The sequence below is a fragment of the Bacteroides mucinivorans genome, assembly GCF_034654355.2.
Classification (GTDB): domain Bacteria; phylum Bacteroidota; class Bacteroidia; order Bacteroidales; family Bacteroidaceae; genus Bacteroides; species Bacteroides nordii.
Map to the genome: position 1 here is coordinate 4,373,860 of NZ_CP178179.1, position 21,966 is coordinate 4,395,825.

Genomic DNA, 21,966 nt, shown 5'->3' on the forward strand with positions numbered 1-21,966 from the left:
GTTTTTTTATTTTTAATTAATTATAGGTTAATGTTGTAGCTTCTTGATTACATCATAAAACACCTCCTTTCCTTGCCTGTTCCAAATAATTACCAACTTTTTTCTTTATAAAGTTAGTTTTGGTCGAAACTATTTTAACAGGCATATTAATGATATGTTGTGCAGTCTCCAGAGCCAAATAGTCTCTTCCAGTGGACACATATATTCGAAAAAGTTCATATAAAGGTACCAAGCGACAAGGAATCATATTAGATGCTACATTAAAAGACTCTTCTGCACGAGGCAGATCTTCCATTTCCAAATAATTATATCCTTGAAGTAGCTGCACATCATAATCATTCATTTTTTTACTACATTCCAACAAAATATCATTGCCTCTTTTGTATTTCCCGGCTTGATATAACACAACACTGTAATTATATAGAAAAGCAGACTGTTGACCTAAAAAAGAATTTTGATACAGTTTATCATATTCACTCTCCATTTTTGCATCACAGGAATTTCCACACTTTAATAAATTAGTCCATAGAATGTCATAGAATCCTTGATAGAATACATTTACAAAAAGAAAGGATGAAAGAAGAAATATCCCCCATCTACATACTTTTACTTTCACTTTTCTGTTATTATCTGATATAAAAGGATGAATTACCAGTATAAAGAATGAAGATATAAACACTATTTTTATAATCTCATATTCAAACGGATATGAAAACAAAGAGCATATTGCTATTGCAACAAGACTCCAATATGCACACTTCTTTTCTGGAGTGATGTGTCTACAATAGTTACTAACAGAATATACCATAATGCCGATAATCGGGACCAAACCAATCAGTCCTCTTTCCACCATAACTTTTAGATATTCATTAAAAGGATGATGAATATTATCGCTTAACAAAATCGCCCATATTTCATTGGGATGTGCTACAAAAAAATTCGCTTGATTTAGCATATACCAAACATTAAACTCTCCAGTTCCTGACAGAGGGTTATCAATAATTGCCTGAACACAACATCGCCAGATTACAAATCTTCCATTGGCAGAATCGGGCTTTAATAAATAGAGCAACACCAATAATAATCCAATGCAACATATAAACAGAAATTTTCTCTTAAAAAAATATCCCAAACCAACAACCATTGCCAATATAGCCGCTCTGGCATTAGACAATAGAATAATAATCACCACCATTACACAAATTATAACAGACAGTCTTCGTTGTAATTTGCTTTTTACGAAAAAAAAGTAAAAAGTAAATGGTAACAGAGCAACTAATATAGCTGAAATACCAGCAGGGTTATCAAATGTACCTGTTATGATAAACACAGAACTATAAGACTGCCAAATACCGAATAGTTGTAAGAAAGCTACTAAAGATAAACTACCGGCCAAAATTACTAACAAGAAACAAAAAGGGAGGTAATATTGATAATGTGAAAAATAATAATACAACAGTAATAACATCATATTATCAATAAAAAAGAGACTGACAGAGTAATAATTTAAAGAAGACGTAAACAGCCAACCAACTCCCCAACATAGATATAAAATAATCAAAAAAACAGGTATATAAAGTACTATCCCTCTGTATTCCAAAATAGATATAATAATCCCCAATATACCCAACAAGCATCCGGTCCATAGTAGAACCGGAGTATGAAATCTGTCGGCACATAAATCTGGTATAAAATAAACAGCGCCTATAAATAGAAAACAGATACAAGCGAATATCATCTTAAAACAATAATTACGATTTTGTTGTAAACATGATTCTATACAAATTTTCATCAGTATTACATTAAGTTGGTTTAATAAACACAATATATAAGTTTGCCGGTTTATAAAAGAGATCAATACAATCACATAAATTCATTTATAAACACCTGCCGTCCGTCCATGTAAAAGAAAGGTAATTCTTCTTTACCTTTATCTAAGTTCTTTAACCAGTAAATGGTACCAGCGGGAACAGAATCAACCTCTAAAAAGTTATATTTAGAAACTATCTCTTTCAATTCAACCCATTGATTTTCGTGATAATACAATAACAGATAACGGTATCCTGGCTCTATGATATTCGTTGCAGTACGTGGCAAAAGACGAATATGGGTTATACAAACAGGACGTTTGAAGTCCATACCAAAGAAACCCCATCTTGCAAAAGTTTCCGGATCACTATCATAGGCCTTATAATACAAAACTCCCGTATGCATCGGCTCACCATTTATTTTCTTCAACGGTTTGTTTTCCACAGGTGCATCGGTAATTGTGAGTATCGGTAATGCCGACGGAATATCGGTGCGATGCCCGGAAATTTCCTCTCCCAAAAATTCCAATTCAGCTATATCAACTGGCATACTGTCACGATGAAGCCGGTAATAACGATACTTCTTATCATTATTCAATAAGTACTCTTGCCAATATGAATCCGGAACTTCACGAATGATCTGTAAAGTATCAAAAGGGCCCGTCCAATGGTCAGAACCCAAAATTCGTGTACCTTTCAGATTTTTCCTGTCATTTGCCAAATGTCGTTTGGAAGGATATTTGCGTAGCAAACGCATCCGGACAGTAGATTTCGTATCAGATTGCAACTCTTCTCTAACAATATGCTTGAAAACACTATCTTTCTTTAAAATGAAAGGTTTTCCGAAAGGAACCATTTGTCCGTCTTCCGACATATAAGATGGAAAGAAAAGCATATTAACAGGTACTTTACGAAAGGTTACACGATGCCTCCAATGGGAAACCTTACCCCATGCCACAGGAGACAACTCTCCTTGAGTGTTAAAAAAAGAGAGATAAGCCAGATTATTAGAAGTATGTATGTTCATTGGCAAAGTAATCTCAATACACGTATGGTATCTTTCCGTCACATCTTTTATAGTGGGAGTATCAAACACAGAAGGAAGCATCTCAGTCTCATTTTTTAGAAAATAAGGAGAATCTTTCATTACACCAAATGTTCGTTGATACACCTTCCCGGTATATTTCAAGTCCAATGGCCAGTCTTCCCATAAATTATTATACGGAGGAGTATAGGGGCAAAGTATACCGGCAGAATCAGGAGATGCACACCAATAATGACTACTGTCTTTATCAGGCCATTGTGGGGTGAACTCATACACTGTGGGTATGCCACAGGCACGAAAATAGTTGCAGGTACGGGCAGCCAGATTACTACAATCCATCTTGAATGCAGGAATAAAAAGATCGAATGGTCCTATATGTTTTTCAGAAGTTACATGTTTATTCATTTCTTTTTGCCATCCGACGTATTTCTTATAGTTCTCAATAGCAGCATAAATATTCCCACTATTACTAACCAACAGTTTATCATAAATGACAGACCTTAACATTGGCTTATTCCCGACAAAAGACTCATCTACTGTACGATATGGTAAAATCCACTCCTTAAATTCATCAAAAGGTTTATCTTTAAGCAATGGAGAATGTTGCCACTCATAAAAAGCCGCGTCTATATTTTCTATCAGAAATTCAGCTGTAATCTGTTGAACATCATTAATCAGGTTAACTTTTCCGGTTGGAAGAGACAGCAGGGCGTATTGCCGGCTCAGTGCCCTCGTCAATGAATCGTTGTGGTTAGCGTCAGGAATTACGTGTCCTATGGAATCGACCATTTTAAAGTACTGTAAATATGATCCGGGCAATTCCAAGCTATATCTACTCCTATGATAAGGCATATTACTTATCAGAAAACAAGCCGCTTTAAACTTCAAACGGTCGTTAGTATTGTAGTACTCTAATACCCGAATCAATTCCTTTCGGTTATTACCCGACATAGAAAGAGCTTCTTCTACTTCTTTAGGATAAGAAGAACAGGACAAAAAAAAGAATATACATACTGCATTGAAGATAAACAGTACTCTATTATTATAAATCATAGCCTTAGATTTATCAATTTTTTATACGGTAAAAGTAGATACATTCTAACAGTGGCATGTTCGAAAATATTCTTTCTTTTTCTAAAAACATACCGATTCTACCTATATTGGGTGTAAAATAGAAGAAACGATGGATGGGTAAAATCAAATTGTCCACCTAAAGCATCCAGAAGCACACTCAACAATATGGATTTCAACGAGTTATACTATACCCTATTGTTCGGAAGGATATTTATAAGGTTTATAACAGGATTTTATCTCCTTCACTCTATTTTTTACAGCCTTTTTTCTATCTTTGCCGACATCTATATATCAATAAAAATACAACTATGCCAGACTATGAATTAATTACCATTCTTGGTCCTACCGCTTCGGGAAAGACTCCATTTGCTACCGCACTGGCTGCAGAACTAAATACCGAAATCATTAGTGCAGACTCACGGCAAATATACCGGGGCATGGACCTGGGTACAGGTAAAGATATTGCCGACTATACTATTAATGGTAGAGAAATACCTTATCACTTGATTGATATAGTGGAACCTGGTTATAAATACAATGTTTTTGAGTATCAGCGTGATTTCCTGAAAGCTTATGAGACTATTAAACAAAAAGGGTGTCTACCCGTTTTATGTGGAGGGACAGGCATGTACCTGGAGTCTGTATTGAAAGGATACCGGTTAATGCCGGTACCCGAGAACCCGGAATTGAGAACACGATTGGCAGATAAATCGTTGGAAACACTGACCGGAATTCTGCAACAATACAAGACATTGCACAATTCGACTGATGTAGATACAGTGAAACGTGCGATCCGGGCCATAGAGATAGAAGAGTATTATGCCGCGCATCCAATAGCTGAACGGGAATTTCCACAACTCAATAGTCTGATCATTGGAGTAGATATTGACCGGGAATTACGTCGGGAAAAAATCAGCCGGCGATTGAGACAACGTTTGAATGAGGGTATGGTAGACGAAGTAAAACAGTTGCTTGCACAAGGGATCAAAGCAGAAGATTTGATTTATTACGGACTGGAATATAAATACCTGACACTATACGCCATTGGGGAACTTACTTATGAAGAAATGTTCACCCAACTGGAAACCGCTATCCACCAATTTGCCAAACGGCAAATGACCTGGTTTCGGGGAATGGAAAGAAGAGGATTCACCATTCACTGGGTGGATGCAACGTTGCCTACAGAAGAAAAGATAGCTTTTGTAAAGCAAAAGCTCAAAGGTATTTAGTATCTTTGGCAACAGAAAAAACAGATACTTTAACCACATACTATCTTTGCAAGAAAGTATATAAATCAAGGCAAAGAAAAGGATAAAGTACGAGAACTATTCCATTAAAAGACCTCTAAGCAGGAAGTTTTTTAATCAGAAGAGATGATTTTTAAATAATAGATCAGAGAGATGAGCGTAGAACCAGGAAAATGGGGTGTAATATACAATCCCAAAGCCGGAACACGGAAGGTGCAAAAACGATGGAAAGAAATCAAAGAGTACATGGACCAGAAAGGTGTGTCATACGACTATGTACAGTCCGAAGGTTTCGGTTCAGTAGAACGACTTGCCGGAATTCTGGCAAATAATGGCTACACTACCATTGTAGTAGTAGGCGGTGATGGTGCTCTGAATGACGCAATCAATGGTATAATGCTTTCCAACGCTACTCATAAAGAAAGTATCGCTATCGGCATCATACCCAATGGTATAGGAAATGACTTTGCCCGATACTGGGATATCGGCATGGACTACAAACAGGCAGTAGACTGGATTATCAACAACCGCCGGAGAAAAATTGATGTAGGATATTGTAATTTCTACGATGGCGAACAACACCAACGCCGTTACTTTCTCAATGCCATAAACATCGGCTTTGGTGCACGTATCGTGAAAGTGACCGACGGAACCAAACGTTTCTGGGGAGGAGTCAAATTTCTCTCATACCTGGCAGCCTTCTTCCTGCTATTTTTTGAACGAAATCTGTATAGAATGCATCTCCGCATCAATGACGAACACATTCGGGGGCGTATTATGACCGTATGTGTGGGTAGTGCCTATGGTTACGGGCAAACTCCAAGTGCTGTACCTTATAATGGATGGCTGGATGTTTCGGTTATCTACCGTCCGGAACTCTTGCAGACCATGTCCGGACTATGGATGCTGATTCAGGGACGAATACTAAATCATAAAGTAGTAAAAAGTTACCGGACAAAGAAAGTTAAAGTACTCCGTGCAAAGAATGCTGCCGTTGATCTGGATGGACGGATCTTACCCAAACACTTTCCGCTGGAAATAGGTATCCTGCCGGAAAAGATAACTCTGATTATACCGAATTAATAATGATTCAATGTGCCGATATGCCAATGTGCCAATTGCCTGCGCTATCGAAGAAACAGGACGCATAACAATTGACAAATTACCGTATTGGCAAATTAACTAATTATTTATTATGATAGAACAATTAAAGAACAATCCCTCCGGTAACTTTTTCCTGCTTGCCGGTCCTTGTGTAATAGAGGGTGAAGAGATGGCAATGCGTATTGCTGAAAAAGTAGTAAATATCACTGAGACTCTAAAAATCCCATATGTATTTAAAGGCTCGTATCGTAAAGCCAACCGTTCACGCCTGGATTCATTTATGGGAATAGGCGACGAAAAAGCATTGAAGATATTAAAGAAAGTACATGATACATTCGGAGTACCCACCGTTACAGATATTCACTCGGCTGAGGAAGCAGCAATGGCTGCTGAATATGCAGACGTACTCCAAATCCCTGCATTTCTTTGCAGACAGACAGACATTCTGGTTGCTGCTGCTAAAACAGGAAAAGTGGTGAACATAAAGAAAGGACAGTTTCTTTCTCCGATGGCAATGCAATTTGCTGCAGATAAAGTTATAGAAGCTGGTAATAAAGAGGTTATGCTGACTGAACGTGGAACAACTTTCGGTTATCAGGATCTTGTAGTCGATTATCGTGGTATTCCGGAAATGCAAACTTTCGGTTTCCCTGTCATTCTGGATGTAACCCATTCTTTACAACAACCTAATCAAACCAGCGGAGTCACAGGTGGGATGCCCCAATTGATAGAAACTGTAGCCAAAGCTGGGATTGCTGTTGGTGTGGATGGCCTTTTCATAGAAACTCATGAGAATCCGGCAGTAGCCAAAAGTGATGGTGCCAACATGCTGAAATTGGACTTACTTGAAGGTCTGCTGACTAAACTGGTAAGAATCAGAGAAGCGATAAAATAGTGATAAGTGGGTTAGTGATAGGTGATAAGTAAGTTAGTGATAAGTGATTAATGATTAGTGATAAGTACTTTGCAGAGTGATAGCGCAAGCCAGCTAATCACTTATCACTTATCATTAATCACTAATTCACTACTTTTTGTGATTTATCTTTCCCTCCTCCGACAGATAGTACAAAACATTTATTAAAACTCATTAGATATGAAACATTTATTTCGTGGTTTATTTGTTGCAGCAGTAATTATATGCTGCAGCTTTCAGCAGGCATTTGCTCAATTGCCTCCTATCCCTGTCGACCCGAACGTACGCATCGGCCAACTCGATAACGGACTGACGTATTACATCCGTAAAAATGTACTTCCGGAAAATCGTGCCGATTTCTATATTGCTCAGAAAGTCGGTTCTATCCAGGAAGAAGAAAATCAACGTGGTTTGGCGCACTTCCTTGAACACATGTGCTTCAATGGAACCACTCACTTTCCCGGTGATGCATTGAAACAATATCTGGAACGTATCGGTGTGAAGTTTGGTGAAAATCTAAATGCTTACACTTCCGTAGACGAAACGGTTTATAATATTTCAAATGTCCCGGTTACTGTTCCGGGAGCTATTGATTCCTGTTTATTGATTCTACATGACTGGTCTAATGATTTAACCCTGGATCCAAAAGAAATTGATAAGGAACGTGGCGTAATCAATGAAGAGTGGCGTACGCGTATGAGTGCCATGCAGCGTATGCAGGAAAAAATGCTTCCACAAATGTTTGCCGGAACTAAATATGCAACTTGTTTCCCAATTGGTACAATGGACGTAGTTATGAACTTCAAGTATCAGACTTTAAGAGATTACTACGAGAAATGGTATCGTCCCGACTTGCAAGGTATCGTTGTAGTTGGTGATATTGATGTAGATGCAATTGAAGCTAAAATCAAAACAATGTTTGCCGATGTTCCTGCACAACCTGAAGCAGCCGAACGTGTTTACTATCCGGTAAATGATAATAAAGAACCTATTGTAATCATCGAGCAGGATAAAGAACAGCCCCATATCCAGGCACTTATCTTCAACAAGCACGATGCTACTCCGGACGATCAGAAGAACAACATGGGATACATGGTACAAAACTATGCCACCAATCTCATCAGCAGCATGTTGAACGCCCGCTTGAACGAACTTACGCAAACCGCTAACCCTCCTTTTATTTATGCCGGAACTTTTGAAGGTGAATTCTTTGTTGCCAAAACCAAAAGCGCTTTCACTGGTGTAGTTGTCTGTAAAGAAGGATCGGTAGAAGACGGAATTGCTAATTTGTTACGCGAAATGGAACGTGCACGCCAATTTGGTTTCACAGAGACAGAGTACGGCCGTGCCCGCGCAGAATATCTGCGCCAGTTGGAATCTGCATACAACGAACGTGATAAACGTAAAAACGAAACATATGTGAACGAATATGTTCGTAACTTCCTCGACAAAGAACCGATTCCAGGCATTGAAAATGAATATGCTATCATCAACCAGATAGCTCCGAACATTCCTGTAGCAGCATTGAACCAAATGATGCAAGCTTTGGTTACAGACAGTAACCAGGTAGTAGCTATTTTCGGTCCCGAAAAAGAAGGACTCAAATTACCGACAAAAGACGCCGTTCTCAAAATGCTTAACGACGCTAAAACAGAGAAATTAACGGCTTATGTTGACAAAGTATCCGATGAGCCATTAATGGCTGAAAAGCCTCAGGGCGGTAAGATTGTTTCTGAAAAGATAAATCCACTTTTTGGTACTACTGAACTTACTTTATCCAATGGCGCAAAAGTAATCTTAAAAAAAACAGATTTTAAAGCAGACGAAATACGTATGAAAGGTGTTAGTCTGGGTGGTAGTTCATTATTCCCCGATTCTGAAATCATCAATATCAAATCATTGGACGCTATCAGTACGGGTGGTTTAGGTAATTTCAGTGCTGTAGACCTTGAAAAAGTATTGGCCGGAAAGAAGGCATCAGTAAGTTACAGTATCGGTGACAAAACAGAAGGTGTAACTGGAAATTGTTCTCCGAAAGACCTTGAAACAATGTTACAGCTTACTTATCTGACATTCACTGCTCCACGCAGAGACGACGATGCATTCGCATCTTACAAAAACCGTAGCAAAGCATCTTTGCAAAACCAGGAGTTGAATCCATCTGTTGCATTCAGCGATTCTATCCAAGCCACTGTATACAATCATCATCCAAGAGCCATTCGTATGAAAGCTGACATGATTGACCAAATTGATTACGACAAGCTTTTGGAAATGTACAAAGACCGCTATAAAGATGCAAGTGATTTTACTTTTATCCTCGTTGGTAATATAGACATCGACAAAGACAAAGAACTGATTGCCGAGTATTTGGGAGCTCTTCCTGCCATCAACCGTAAAGAGACATTCAAAGATACCAAAATGGAAATGCGCAAGGGAACCTGCAAAAATGAATTCACCAGACAACAGGAAACTCCCAAAGCTTCTGTTCTTGTGTTATATAATGGAAAATGTAAATACGATCAGAAGAACAACCTTCTGATGAGTATGACCAGCCAGATTCTTGATCTGATATATACAGAGAAAGTTCGTGAAGACGAAGGAGGTACTTACGGTGTATATGTAGGTGGCAACCTTTCCAAATATCCAAAAGAAAAAGCTTTCTTACAAATCATCTTCGAGACAGCCCCCGAAAAGAAAGACAAATTAATGGAAATCATTTTTGCTGAAGCTGCAAATTTGGCTAAAAATGGTCCGTCAGAAGCTAATCTCAATAAAGTAAAAGAGTATATGCTGAAAAAGCATAAAGAAGATCTGAAAGAAAACAACTACTGGTTGGGAAATATCGACGAATATCTCTTCACAGGAGTTGATATGGTGAAAGACTATGAAAACATTGTTAACAGTATCACAACAAAAGACATTCAGAAGTTTGCTGATGAACTGTTAAAACAGAAAAATGAAATAGAAGTAACCATGGTTAGCCCAGAAAAGAAATGATGCTTTTTAACGAATTGCGCAAACACGGTAAGCTGGCTGCCAAGCGGCATCCGATGTATGATAAAAACCGGTTCGGAAAATACGCCATGTATGCCATGGCGATTTTCTGGGCAGGATATCTGATATTCTTCGGAACAACGTTTGCTTTTGCTCTCGACACGAATAGCATGGAACCTTACCACGTACTGAACAGTGGTCTGGTATTTATCCTTGCACTTGACTTCATCTTGCGCTTTCCGCTGCAAAAAACACCGACACAGGAGGTAAAGCCCTACCTCCTGATGCCGGTCCGGCGGAATAAGGTGATAGACTTCCTGCTTGTCCGTTCAGGATTGAGTAGTTATAACCTCATCTGGCTCTTTATGTTTGTGCCGTTCGCCATCATCACAATTCCGAAATTCTTCGGACTTTGGGGAGTATTTACTTATTGCACAGGTATTTGGTTACTAATAGTTTTCAATAATTATTGGTTTCTTCTATGCCGAACACTCATAAGTGAACGTATCTGGTGGATTATACTTCCCCTGTTAGTATATGGCGGTATTGCGGCTGCGATCCTTATTCCTGAAGATAAAAGTATAGTTACTAACTTCTTTATCAATTTGGGTGAAGGTTATATTGAAGGCAATTGGCTGGCTTTCATCGCTACTCTGGCAGCCATTACTGGAATGTGGTTTATCAACCGGAAACTAATGGCCGGACTGATATACGCCGAACTCAACAAAGTGGAAGACACGAAAGTAAATGCCTCGGAATATAAGTTTTTCGAAAAATATGGCGAGGTAGGTGAATACATGCGCTTAGAATTGAAAATGTTATTACGTAATAAGGCCTGTAAAAACTCACTCCGCATGGTAATTCTGGTCGTAATTGCTTTCAGTTTATTACTCAGCTTTACGGAGGTATATGACGGAACTGGTATGAAGAACTTCATTACCGTTTACAACTTTGCAATCTTCGGTATCCTATTTCTTCTGCAAATAATGAGTTATGAAGGTAATTATATTGACGGACTTATGAGTCGCAAAGAGTCTATCTATACCCTGCTTCGTGCAAAATACATGTTGTATAGTATCGGAATCCTTATCCCGCTTATTCTGACTATACCAGCAATGGTAATGGGTAAAATCAGTGTACTGACTTCTATCTCATGGGCAGTATTCACAATAGGTTTCATCTATTTCTGCCTGTTCCAAATGGCTGTTTACAATGTCAAAACAATGCCATTGAATGCCAAAATCACCGGTCGCCAAAATGCTGGTACAGGACTGCAAAGCTTAATTAGCGCTGCCACTTTCGGTATCCCCCTGTTACTCTATGCATTGTTGAAAATAGGTCTGGGAGAAACAGCTACTTCATGGGTATTGCTTGTCATCGGATTAGGCTTTGTACTTACTTCACGCATTTGGCTAAAAAATGTGTACAACCGATTCATGAAACGCCGCTATAAAAACATGGAAGGATTCAGAGACAGTAGAGAATAAAAATAGTGATTAGCGTTTTAGTGATAAATGATTAGCAGACTGCGCCATTCAGATGCATGGTACTAATCACTTATCACTAATCACTAAACACCAGAGACTTATTACTTATCACTAAAAACTAATCACTAAAAGACATGATTACCATAAATAAACTGCAAAAGAACTTCGGTGAAAAGAAAGCCGTAGATATTGAGAATTACATCATTAACCAAGGTGAAATGCTTGGTCTGGTGGGAAATAACGGAGCTGGAAAAACAACTCTCTTCCGGTTAATACTAGATTTGCTCAAAGCAGATGCAGGTAATGTCACTATTAACGATATAGATGTAAGCAAGAGTGAGGAGTGGAAGAAATTCACAGGTGCCTTTATTGATGATGGCTTTTTGATAGACTACCTCACACCAGAAGAGTATTTCTATTTCATTGGCAAAATGTATGGGCTAAAGAAAGAAGAAGTAGACGAACGCCTGATACAGTTTGAACGCTTCATGAACGGCGAAGTAGTAGGACAAAAGAAATTTATCCGTAACTTCTCTGCCGGAAACAAACAGAAAATCGGTATCATCTCAGCTATGCTACACTACCCGCAACTACTAATACTGGATGAACCATTCAACTTCCTCGATCCGAGTTCACAGTCTGTCATCAAACACTTGCTAAAGAAATACAACGAAGAGCATAATGCTACCGTCATCATATCCAGTCACAATCTAAACCATACGGTAGATGTATGCCCACGCATTGCATTACTTGAACATGGAATCATTATTCGTGACATCCAAAATGAGAACAATTCCGCAGAAAAAGAACTGGAAGATTACTTCAATATTAATATAGACGATTTTATTCAAGAGAAGGAAGTAGCCAATCCTGAAACAGAAGAAGCAACTGCCAGAACAGAAGAATAAATGCAGATGAAGAAACACTTTATATATACATGTGCTGTGTTAGGATTGATATTAAGTCTTAGCTCCTGCCGTTCGGTTGCTCCACGACTTGACTATAAGGCACTGGCCAAAGCTTCCGTTCGTCTTGGAATGGACATCAACCTGGAAGACAATCATAAACTTTACCTTGAAGCCTCCGAATGGATAGGTACTCCCTATCGTGCCGGTGGAGACAATAAACGAGGAACTGATTGTTCCGGATTGACATGCCAGCTATATAAAAAAGTGTATCACACAAAATTACCGCGTAGCACAGATACTCAAAAGAAAGAAAGCAACAAGATAACCAAACGTAATCTACGTGAAGGTGATTTAGTGTTCTTTACCAGCAGTCGCTCCGGAAAACAGGTAGCACACGTAGGCATTTATCTCAAAGATGGTAAGTTTATTCACGCCAGCACCAGTCAGGGAGTTATCATTAGCCGTCTAAATGAACCGTATTACACAAAGCACTGGATATCCGGTGGTAGAATTCGCTAATCAAAAATAATAAATATGAAGAAAATATTAGGAAGCCTTCTCATTTGTTGTTTCGCACTGAGTGCGAACGCGCAGTTATTGTGGAAAATATCTGGTAACGGACTGACACAACCCTCTTATGTTATGGGAACACATCACCTTGCCTCACTCAGTATCAAAGATAGTATCCAGGGATTGCAAGCAGCACTTGATAATACAAAGCAAGTATATGGCGAATTGAAAATGAGCGAAATGCAAAGCCCCACCAAGGTAGCCGAAATGATGAAGAAGTATATGACCATCGAAACAGATACTACTTTCAAATCACTATTTACAGAGGAAGAATACGAACAAATCAATAAGTTTGCAAAAGAGAATCTGATGTTTGACATAGCCATGATGCCTAAAGTTAAACCAGCCTTTCTCAGTAATAATCTGGTAGTAATTCTCTATATGAAGCACGTAGGTGGCTATAATCCACAGGAGCAACTGGACACTTATTTTCAGACACAAGCCACCGAAAAAGGGAAGAAAACAGACGGACTTGAAACGATCGAATTCCAAATGAATTTGCTATATAACCAAACATCCCTGAGACGTCAAGCCGAACAATTACTCTGCATGTTGAATAATGTGGAACCAACCATTGATCAAACCCAAAGAATGACTGCTACCTATATGGCACAGGATTTAGACGCAATGAGTAAAATTGCAGATGAATCGTTAGGAGGTCCACAATGTGAAATGACTCCACAAGAAAAAGTAACGCTGATTGATGACCGTAATAAAAAATGGGCGAAACAATTACCTGCCATTATGAAAGAAGCTCCGACGTTTATTGCCGTCGGTGCTTTACACTTACCGGGAGAAAATGGAATACTGAACCTGCTAAAGCAACAGGGATATACTGTAGACCCAGTTAAATAGAAACCTGATAATCAATAGGAAGTGTACACTTTCACCTTACCGAGTGTACACTTTTAAACTAATCTTTCTACCTTTGCCCAAAAATGGGACAAATGAGCTACACGACCTACTTATTCGACTTTGATTATACATTGGCAGATTCATCCTGCGGCATTATTCTTTGCTTCAGAAATGTACTTCAGCGCCATAACTATACAGACGTTACGGATGATGCTATCAAACGTACGATTGGTAAAACTCTTGAAGAGTCGTTTAGTATACTCACCGGAATTATGGATACCAAGCAATTGGCTGCGCTTAGAAAAGAGTATTCCAAAGAGTCAGACCAATATATGAATATCAATACTCATCTCTTTGACGACACCCTTCCTACCCTACTCAAACTAAAAGAAGAAGGGAATCGCCTCGGAATTATTTCCACCAAATATCGTTTCCGCATTCAAGACTTTATGAGAAAGCAGCTCCCTGAAGAATGGTTCGATATCATTGTCGGAGGCGAAGACGTAAGTCATCCCAAACCTAACCCCGAAGGATTATTGTTTGCCATGAAAAAGCTGAATGTCACACCGGAAGAAACAATGTACATAGGAGACAGTACCGTTGACGCTAAAACAGCCCAGGCAGCAGGCGTCAGTTTCACGGGAATAACAAGTGGAGTAACCCGGTCTGAAGAGCTGGCTCAATATCCACATGTGAAAATAATCAGTAACCTCCGTGAACTAACAGATTTGCCGAAAACACTTTTCTCCTCCGGAATACACGACAGATAGCTTCATGACCTGAAACATGCGTTGTATGTTTACCATCATCTTATTAGCTATACTTGTACTGTAATTAACATAAAGTTTTCTCATTGACAGTAATAGACGGTGAGCTAATAGAGATTGCATAGAAATTAAAGAAAGAAAAATTTGCCCGATAAGAATTATTTCTGTACTTTTGTGCCCGATTATTCCGCACCGGGTTCGACAAAGTGTTCTCTAAGTGATTAAAGACCACCCGACGGAGCTAACTTATACATTTAATATAAGATGTACGCAATTGTAGAAATTAACGGTCAGCAGTTCAAAGCAGAAGCTGGCAAAAAACTGTTTGTACACCACATCCAAAATGCAGAAAACGGTACAACAGTAGAATTCGACAAGGTTCTTTTGGTAGACAAAGACGGAAACATTACTGTAGGTGTTCCTACTGTAGAAGGTGCAAAAGTTGTTTGCCAGGTTGTTTCAAATTTGGTAAAAGGTGATAAAGTTCTTGTTTTCCATAAGAAAAGAAGAAAAGGTCACAGAAAACTGAATGGCCATCGCCAACAGTTCACAGAGTTAACAATCACAGAAGTAGTAGCTTAATCAATTTAAAAGTAAGAAGAAATGGCACATAAAAAAGGTGTCGGTAGTTCTAAGAACGGCCGCGAATCACACAGCAAGAGATTAGGCGTTAAGATATTTGGTGGCGAAGCTTGCAAAGCAGGTAATATCATCATTCGTCAAAGAGGTACTGAATTCCACCCGGGTGAAAACATCGGTATGGGTAAGGACCACACTCTTTTCGCTTTAGTAGACGGAACTGTTAGCTTCAAAGTAACCAGAGAAGATAGAAGATATGTATCTATCATCCCTGCTGAAAAGACAGAAGCATAAAGTTTACATTTAAGAAATAAAGAAGGAGATGCAATCCAGGTGATTGTATCTCCTTTCTTTTTTATGTATCCAAAGAACACCATCTATGTATTTTTATTTATCTTTGCAGAAAAGCGAAAATAAGCTGCACCTTGGCATAAAAAATGAACGAGTTCATTTTATTTTGCTCTCGGTTTGCATTATCTTTGTGCACTCAAAGATAAATGTTCATAAAAAAGTATCGATATGCTTACTATTAAACAAATTACAGAAAATACCGACGCGGTAATCCGCGGTTTGGAAAAGAAGCACTTCAAAGATGCCGCTGCAACTATCGCCAAGGTGATTGAAGTGAACGACAAGAGACGTAATACACAGAATGAATTAGATAAAAATCTGGCAGAAGTTAACTCATTGTCGAGAACTATCGGTCAGCTGATGAAAGAAGGAAAAAAAGAAGAAGCAGAAACTGCCCGTACGCGTGTTGCCGAACTGAAAGAAGGTAACAAAGCATTAGATACTACTATGACAGAAGCTGCAACAGAACTTCAGAACCTGTTGTATACTATCCCCAATATACCCTATGATGAAGTTCCGGAAGGTGTAGGAGCCGAAGATAATGTAGTGGAAAAAATAGGTGGTATGGAAACTGAGCTTCCCAAAGACGCTCTTCCTCACTGGGAACTGGCAAAAAAATATGACCTTATCGATTTTGATCTCGGTGTAAAAATCACCGGAGCAGGTTTTCCTGTTTATAAAGGTAAAGGTGCACAATTGCAACGTGCCCTCATTAATTTCTTCCTGGACGAAGCACGCAAGTCTGGTTATACGGAAATCATGCCTCCGACAGTAGTAAATGCAGCTTCCGGTTATGGAACAGGACAGCTTCCTGATAAAGAAGGCCAAATGTATCATTGTGAAGTAGATGATCTTTATCTTATACCAACAGCAGAAGTGCCGGTTACCAATATTTACCGTGATGTTATTTTAGATGAGAAGCAGCTTCCTATTATGAACTGTGCCTATACACAATGTTTCCGTCGCGAAGCCGGTTCTTACGGTAAAGATGTTCGTGGACTGAATCGTTTGCATGAATTTTCTAAAGTAGAACTGGTACGCATCGACAAACCGGAACATTCCAGACAATCACATCAGGAAATGCTGAATCACGTAGAAGGTCTGTTACAAAAATTAGAACTTCCTTATCGTATTCTCCGCCTCTGTGGTGGTGATATGAGTTTCACAGCCGCTCTTTGTTTTGACTTCGAAGTATATTCAGAAGCACAAAAACGATGGTTAGAGGTTAGCTCTGTCTCTAACTTTGATACTTACCAGGCAAATCGTTTGAAATGTCGTTATCGCAGTGGAGAAAAGAAAACAGAACTTTGCCACACTTTAAATGGCTCGGCTCTGGCATTGCCTCGTATCGTTGCCGCATTGCTCGAAAACAATCAGACACCGGAAGGAATCAAAATTCCAAAAGCATTGGTTCCATACTGCGGATTTGAAATGATCAATTAAAAGGAATTAGTATAGATAAAAAGGAAGCTGCCCCAAAAAGGCAGCTTTTCTTTTATTATTTCCCAAATAAGCTGTATCTTTGCCAAAATATCATTCTGATAGCAGTTACGTAGTAATTCCAACAAATTAATTAGATAATGAACAAAATCATTAGCAAAGAACATTTTTCTGAGAAAGTGTTTAAACTGGAGATAGAAGCTCCTCTGATAGCAAAATCACGTAAAGCAGGACATTTCGTTATTGTTCGTGTAGGCGAAAAAGGAGAACGTATGCCGTTAACCATCGCAGGCGCTGACGTAAAGAAAGGCACCATCACGCTGGTTGTACAGGAAGTAGGTCTCTCTTCTACCCGCCTTTGCGAACTGAAAGAAGGTGATTACATTACCGATGTTGTAGGTCCGTTGGGACAAGCTACACACATCGAGAACTTCGGAACTGTGGTTTGCGCCGGTGGTGGTGTAGGTGTTGCCCCGATGTTGCCCATCGTACAAGCTCTAAAAGCAGCCGGAAATCGTGTGATTACTGTCCTTGCAGGACGTAGCAAAGAGCTCATTATCCTTGAAAAAGAGATGCGCGAAAGTTCTGATGAAGTTATCATTATGACAGATGACGGTTCTTATGGACGCAAAGGTCTTGTGACAGAAGGAGTAGAAGAAGTAATCAAACGTGAAAAAGTAAATAAATGCTTCGCTATTGGCCCTGCCATCATGATGAAATTCGTATGTCTGCTGACCAAGAAATATGAAATCCCGACAGATGTATCATTAAATACTATCATGGTAGATGGTACTGGCATGTGTGGTGCCTGCCGTATTACTATCGGTGGAAAGACTAAATTCGTATGCGTAGATGGACCGGAATTTGACGGACATCAGGTAGACTTCGACGAAATGCTAAAACGTATGGGTGCTTTCAAAAGTGTAGAACGGGAAGAAATGCACAAACTTGAAACACATTGTGAAGCCACCAAAGCAACAGACGAAAACAGCCGTAATGCTATCTGGCGTGAAGAACTACGTAAAAGTATAAAAGCAAAAGAACGTTCTAACATTGAACGTTGCAAGATGAACGAGCTTGATGCCGAATATCGTTCGCATAGCCGTAAAGAAGAAGTGAACCAGGGGCTGACCAAAGAACAGGCTGTTATGGAAGCCAAACGCTGTCTGGATTGCGCTAACCCAGGATGCATGAGTGGTTGCCCGGTTGGAATCGATATCCCCCGTTTCATAAAAAACATTGAACGTGGTGAATTCCTGGAAGCAGCCAAAACACTGAAAGAAACCAGTGCATTGCCTGCCGTATGTGGTCGTGTGTGTCCTCAAGAGAAACAGTGTGAATCAAAATGTATTCATCTGAAAATGGGCAAAGAAGCAGTTGCCATCGGTCACCTTGAACGTTTTGCTGCTGACTACGAACGGGAAAGCGGACAAATCTCTGTCCCTGAAATAGCAGAAAAGAATGGCGTCAAAGTAGCTATAATCGGTTCCGGCCCTGCGGGTCTTTCCTTTGCAGGAGATATGGCAAAATACGGATACGACGTTACTGTATTCGAAGCATTGCACGAAATAGGAGGCGTATTGAAATATGGTATCCCCGAATTCCGTCTACCTAATAAAATTGTGGATGTTGAAATTGACAATCTGGCACAAATGGGTGTAACATTTATCAAAGACTGTATCGTTGGCAAAACAATCAGTGTTGAACAATTGGAAGAAGAAGGTTTCAAAGGTATCTTCGTAGCTTCCGGTGCAGGATTACCAAACTTCATGAATATCCCCGGAGAGAACTCGATCAACATTATGTCATCCAATGAATATCTGACTCGTGTTAACCTGATGGACGCTGCCAGCCCTGATTCTGACACTCCGGTTGCTTTTGGTAAAAATGTTGCTGTTATCGGCGGTGGCAATACTGCCATGGATTCTGTCCGTACAGCAAAACGCCTCGGCGCAGAACGTGCCATGATTATCTACCGCCGTTCGGAAGAAGAAATGCCTGCCCGTCTGGAAGAAGTTAAGCATGCTAAAGAAGAAGGGGTAGAATTCCTTACCTTACATAATCCAATTGAATATCTGGCCGACGAACAAGGACGCGTGAAACAGGTAATCTTGCAAAAAATGGAACTTGGAGAACCGGACGCTTCTGGGCGTCGTAGTCCGATAGCTATTCCCGGTGCAACAGAAACAATTGATATTGACCTCGCCATTGTCAGTGTAGGAGTATCGCCTAACCCGATTGTACCTAGTTCCATCAAGGGACTGGAAGTAGGCCGCAGAGGAACAATCACGGTAAATGATAATATGCAGTCATCTATCCCTACAATTTATGCTGGTGGTGATATCGTACGTGGTGGTGCTACAGTAATCCTTGCCATGGGTGATGGACGTAAAGCAGCAGCAGCCATGAACAAACAACTAAAAAACTAAGATCTGCCCGAATAAGAACAAAGAAACGCCGCTTACACAATAGTAAACGGCGTTTCTTTATATATCAAGAGTAACACTCTCTTTTTACTTCACTACGCTATTCGTTACCGGATCCGGAAAGATCACTGTCGGTTTAAACGATTTAGCTTCTTCAAAATCCATTAATGCATACGACATGATAATTACAATATCATCCGGTTGCACTTTCCGCGCTGCAGCACCGTTCAGGCAAATTTTACCCGAACCACGTTCACCTTTGATAATATAGGTTTCAAAACGCTCACCATTATTATTGTCAGCGATATACACCTTCTCACCAGCAATCATGTTAGCCGCATCCAACAAGTCTTCATCAATCGTAATGCTACCCATGTAATTCAGATTTGCTTCTGTGACACGTGCACAATGAATCTTCGACTTTAGCACTTCAATCATCATAGGGATTTGGTCTTTTTTAGGTTTAAACTTCTTTGTATTTAATATTATCGATCAGCCTCACTTCTCCGCAAAAAACAGTTATACAACCTACTACATACGAAGTATCATTCCAATCTCCAACTTTCTGCAAAGTGTTTCCGTCTACTATTTCAAAATACTCCAGGCGAAGTCCCGGTGCAGCAGCAATAGCATCTTCCACCATCTTTTGCGTCTCACTCACCGAATGAGTGGCTGCAAAGGTACGACTTTTAAATAATGTCTGAGAAATATTTAAAGCATTTTCACGTTCTTCTGCCGATAAACGAGCATTACGGCTACTCAATGCCAATCCATCTTCTTCACGAACGATAGGACAGCCTACTATTTTAAGATCAAACTTCATTTGACGCACCATTTCGCGAATGATAGCCAATTGCTGAAAATCCTTTTCACCAAAATAGGCACAATCCGGTTCCACTATATTAAACAGCTTACTCACAATCTGACATACCCCATTGAAATGTCCCGGCCGAAAAGCACCCTCCATTACTGTATCCAACGGCGCATAACTAAACTGGCGCGTATCCGGCTCCGGATATATTTCCTCTACCGAAGGAGCAAATACCAAAGTAGCTCCACAAGCATCCAGTAACTTACAATCAGCATCCAGCGTACGCGGATATTTCACTAAATCATTCTTATCATTAAACTGAGTCGGATTTACAAAAACACTCACTACTGTTACATCATTCTCATTTACACTACGCTTCACAAGTGATGCGTGCCCTGCATGCAAAGCACCCATAGTAGGTACTAAACCTACCTTTTTCCCTTGGGCTTTCAGTTCCGACAATTCGGCCTGTAAGTCCTTGATCGTATGTATTATTTTCATTTTAATTGGTTTATTATTCTATCTTGTTTAAAAAACTGTGCAAAATAAACCATTATTTACCATATAAAGAAGAAATATCGCAAATTAATGCAAAAGGAAGAGAGGTAAGCAGAACAGGCAAGCGGCAAACAATAACTGATAATCAACAACTTAACAATTCATAAGGAATTATACCGCGCAATAGCTTGCTTTAATGCCCTTTTTTTTTTATATCTTTGCAGAATATTTACGAGAAGGATTGTTATTATGACAAAGGCGAATAAGGTTTTATTTATTACACAAGAGATTACTCCTTACGTTTCAGAATCTGAGATGGCTAATATAGGCAGAAACCTACCTCAGGCTATTCAGGAAAAAGGCAGAGAGATCAGAACATTCATGCCCAAATGGGGAAATATCAACGAACGTAGAAATCAACTGCACGAAGTGATACGTCTTTCCGGTATGAATCTGATTATTGATGATACCGACCATCCATTGATTATTAAAGTTGCTTCCATACAATCAGCCCGCATGCAAGTGTACTTCATTGATAATGATGATTATTTCCAGAATAGAATGCAAACAGCTGATGAAAACGGAGTAGAATACGATGACAACGACAGCCGAGCCATCTTTTATGCCAGAGGCGTATTGGAAACTGTAAAAAAATTGCGCTGGACTCCGGATGTTATTCACTGTCACGGTTGGATGACTGCACTGGCTCCATTATATATCAAGAAAGCATATAAAGACGAACCCTCCTTCCGGGATGCAAAAGTGATATTCTCTGTATATGAGGATGATTTCAAAAGCACTTTAAGCAATGACTTTGCAACCAAACTCATGTTGAAGGGTATTAATAAGAAAGATGTAACTACACTAAAAGAACCCGTAGACTACGCTACTTTGTGCAAACTTGCAGTTGATTACTCCGACGGAGTGATACAAAACAGTGAACACATCAATGAAGACATCATGGATTATGCCCGTCAATCCGGAAAACTGGTACTTGATTATCAGAGCCCGGACGTTTATGCTAATGCTTGTAACGAGTTTTACGACAAGGTGTGGGAAGCTGAACAAAAATAAAATTAGAATCAAGAT

18 protein-coding genes are annotated in these 21,966 nt (G+C 39.5%); 14 read left to right on the forward strand and 4 right to left on the reverse strand.

Going from position 1 to position 21,966, the window contains the following annotated elements; genetic code table 11:
- Nucleotides 1-52 precede the first annotated feature (52 nt).
- Nucleotides 53-1,471, reverse strand: coding sequence for an O-antigen ligase family protein (locus VCM39_RS16885; RefSeq protein ID WP_321028699.1), 1,419 nt, complete (start codon nucleotides 1,469-1,471; stop codon nucleotides 53-55).
- Between the two features lie 392 nt (nucleotides 1,472-1,863).
- Nucleotides 1,864-3,906 (reverse strand): hypothetical protein, encoded by a 2,043-nt coding sequence (locus VCM39_RS16890; protein WP_322932732.1) that lies wholly within the window; start codon nucleotides 3,904-3,906, stop codon nucleotides 1,864-1,866.
- 329 nt (nucleotides 3,907-4,235) lie between these two features.
- Here VCM39_RS16890 and miaA point away from each other — a divergent pair, with 329 nt between their 5' ends.
- From miaA to VCM39_RS16955, 13 genes are all read left to right on the forward strand, one after another.
- Nucleotides 4,236-5,156: a tRNA (adenosine(37)-N6)-dimethylallyltransferase MiaA gene (miaA, locus tag VCM39_RS16895; protein WP_289293892.1), complete on the forward strand. Its 921-nt coding sequence runs from the start codon at nucleotides 4,236-4,238 to the stop codon at nucleotides 5,154-5,156.
- Nucleotides 5,157-5,327: 171 nt separating this feature from the next.
- The gene (locus VCM39_RS16900) at nucleotides 5,328-6,257 is read left to right on the forward strand and encodes a diacylglycerol/lipid kinase family protein (RefSeq protein WP_007484323.1); all 930 of its coding nucleotides are present in this window, start codon (nucleotides 5,328-5,330) and stop codon (nucleotides 6,255-6,257) included.
- 112 nt (nucleotides 6,258-6,369) lie between these two features.
- A complete protein-coding gene (gene kdsA, locus VCM39_RS16905; protein WP_289293894.1) occupies nucleotides 6,370-7,173 on the forward strand; it encodes a 3-deoxy-8-phosphooctulonate synthase in 804 nt (267 codons plus the stop codon).
- A 198-nt stretch (nucleotides 7,174-7,371) separates the two neighbouring features.
- Nucleotides 7,372-10,188, forward strand: a complete 2,817-nt coding sequence (locus VCM39_RS16910) for a M16 family metallopeptidase (protein ID WP_322932733.1) — start codon at nucleotides 7,372-7,374, stop codon at nucleotides 10,186-10,188.
- On the forward strand, nucleotides 10,185-11,672 hold the full coding sequence (locus VCM39_RS16915) for a DUF5687 family protein (RefSeq protein ID WP_289293897.1): 1,488 nt from the start codon (nucleotides 10,185-10,187) through the stop codon (nucleotides 11,670-11,672). Before VCM39_RS16910 ends, VCM39_RS16915 begins: the two co-directional genes overlap by 4 nt.
- 134 nt (nucleotides 11,673-11,806) lie before the next feature.
- Complete coding sequence (locus tag VCM39_RS16920) at nucleotides 11,807-12,580, forward strand: ABC transporter ATP-binding protein (RefSeq protein ID WP_289293899.1); 774 nt, start codon at nucleotides 11,807-11,809, stop codon at nucleotides 12,578-12,580.
- A gap of 6 nt (nucleotides 12,581-12,586) precedes the next feature.
- A complete protein-coding gene (locus VCM39_RS16925) occupies nucleotides 12,587-13,099 on the forward strand; it encodes a C40 family peptidase (protein ID WP_221650609.1) in 513 nt (170 codons plus the stop codon).
- A 15-nt stretch (nucleotides 13,100-13,114) separates the two neighbouring features.
- The gene (locus tag VCM39_RS16930) at nucleotides 13,115-14,005 is read left to right on the forward strand and encodes a TraB/GumN family protein (protein ID WP_289293901.1); all 891 of its coding nucleotides are present in this window, start codon (nucleotides 13,115-13,117) and stop codon (nucleotides 14,003-14,005) included.
- Between the two features lie 92 nt (nucleotides 14,006-14,097).
- Nucleotides 14,098-14,775 (forward strand): HAD-IA family hydrolase, encoded by a 678-nt coding sequence (locus tag VCM39_RS16935; protein WP_289293903.1) that lies wholly within the window; start codon nucleotides 14,098-14,100, stop codon nucleotides 14,773-14,775.
- Between the two features lie 261 nt (nucleotides 14,776-15,036).
- On the forward strand, nucleotides 15,037-15,354 hold the full coding sequence (rplU, locus tag VCM39_RS16940; RefSeq protein ID WP_251235571.1) for a 50S ribosomal protein L21: 318 nt from the start codon (nucleotides 15,037-15,039) through the stop codon (nucleotides 15,352-15,354).
- A 21-nt stretch (nucleotides 15,355-15,375) separates the two neighbouring features.
- Entirely contained in the window at nucleotides 15,376-15,645 is a 270-nt protein-coding gene (gene rpmA, locus VCM39_RS16945) for a 50S ribosomal protein L27 (protein ID WP_002559523.1), read from the forward strand.
- A 225-nt stretch (nucleotides 15,646-15,870) separates the two neighbouring features.
- Nucleotides 15,871-17,145, forward strand: coding sequence for a serine--tRNA ligase (serS, locus tag VCM39_RS16950; RefSeq protein ID WP_289293906.1), 1,275 nt, complete (start codon nucleotides 15,871-15,873; stop codon nucleotides 17,143-17,145).
- Between the two features lie 137 nt (nucleotides 17,146-17,282).
- Nucleotides 17,283-19,571: a bifunctional dihydroorotate dehydrogenase B NAD binding subunit/NADPH-dependent glutamate synthase gene (locus VCM39_RS16955; protein ID WP_322932734.1), complete on the forward strand. Its 2,289-nt coding sequence runs from the start codon at nucleotides 17,283-17,285 to the stop codon at nucleotides 19,569-19,571.
- An 84-nt stretch (nucleotides 19,572-19,655) separates the two neighbouring features.
- On the opposite strand, the gene panD is transcribed toward VCM39_RS16955, so the two are convergent.
- Nucleotides 19,656-20,009: an aspartate 1-decarboxylase gene (gene panD / locus VCM39_RS16960; RefSeq protein ID WP_002559520.1), complete on the reverse strand. Its 354-nt coding sequence runs from the start codon at nucleotides 20,007-20,009 to the stop codon at nucleotides 19,656-19,658.
- A gap of 22 nt (nucleotides 20,010-20,031) precedes the next feature.
- Entirely contained in the window at nucleotides 20,032-20,880 is an 849-nt protein-coding gene (gene panC / locus VCM39_RS16965; protein ID WP_289293908.1) for a pantoate--beta-alanine ligase, read from the reverse strand.
- A gap of 246 nt (nucleotides 20,881-21,126) precedes the next feature.
- Between panC and VCM39_RS16970 the strand changes: the two genes are divergently transcribed.
- Nucleotides 21,127-21,951: a glycogen/starch synthase gene (locus VCM39_RS16970; RefSeq protein WP_221650604.1), complete on the forward strand. Its 825-nt coding sequence runs from the start codon at nucleotides 21,127-21,129 to the stop codon at nucleotides 21,949-21,951.
- Nucleotides 21,952-21,966 lie beyond the last annotated feature (15 nt).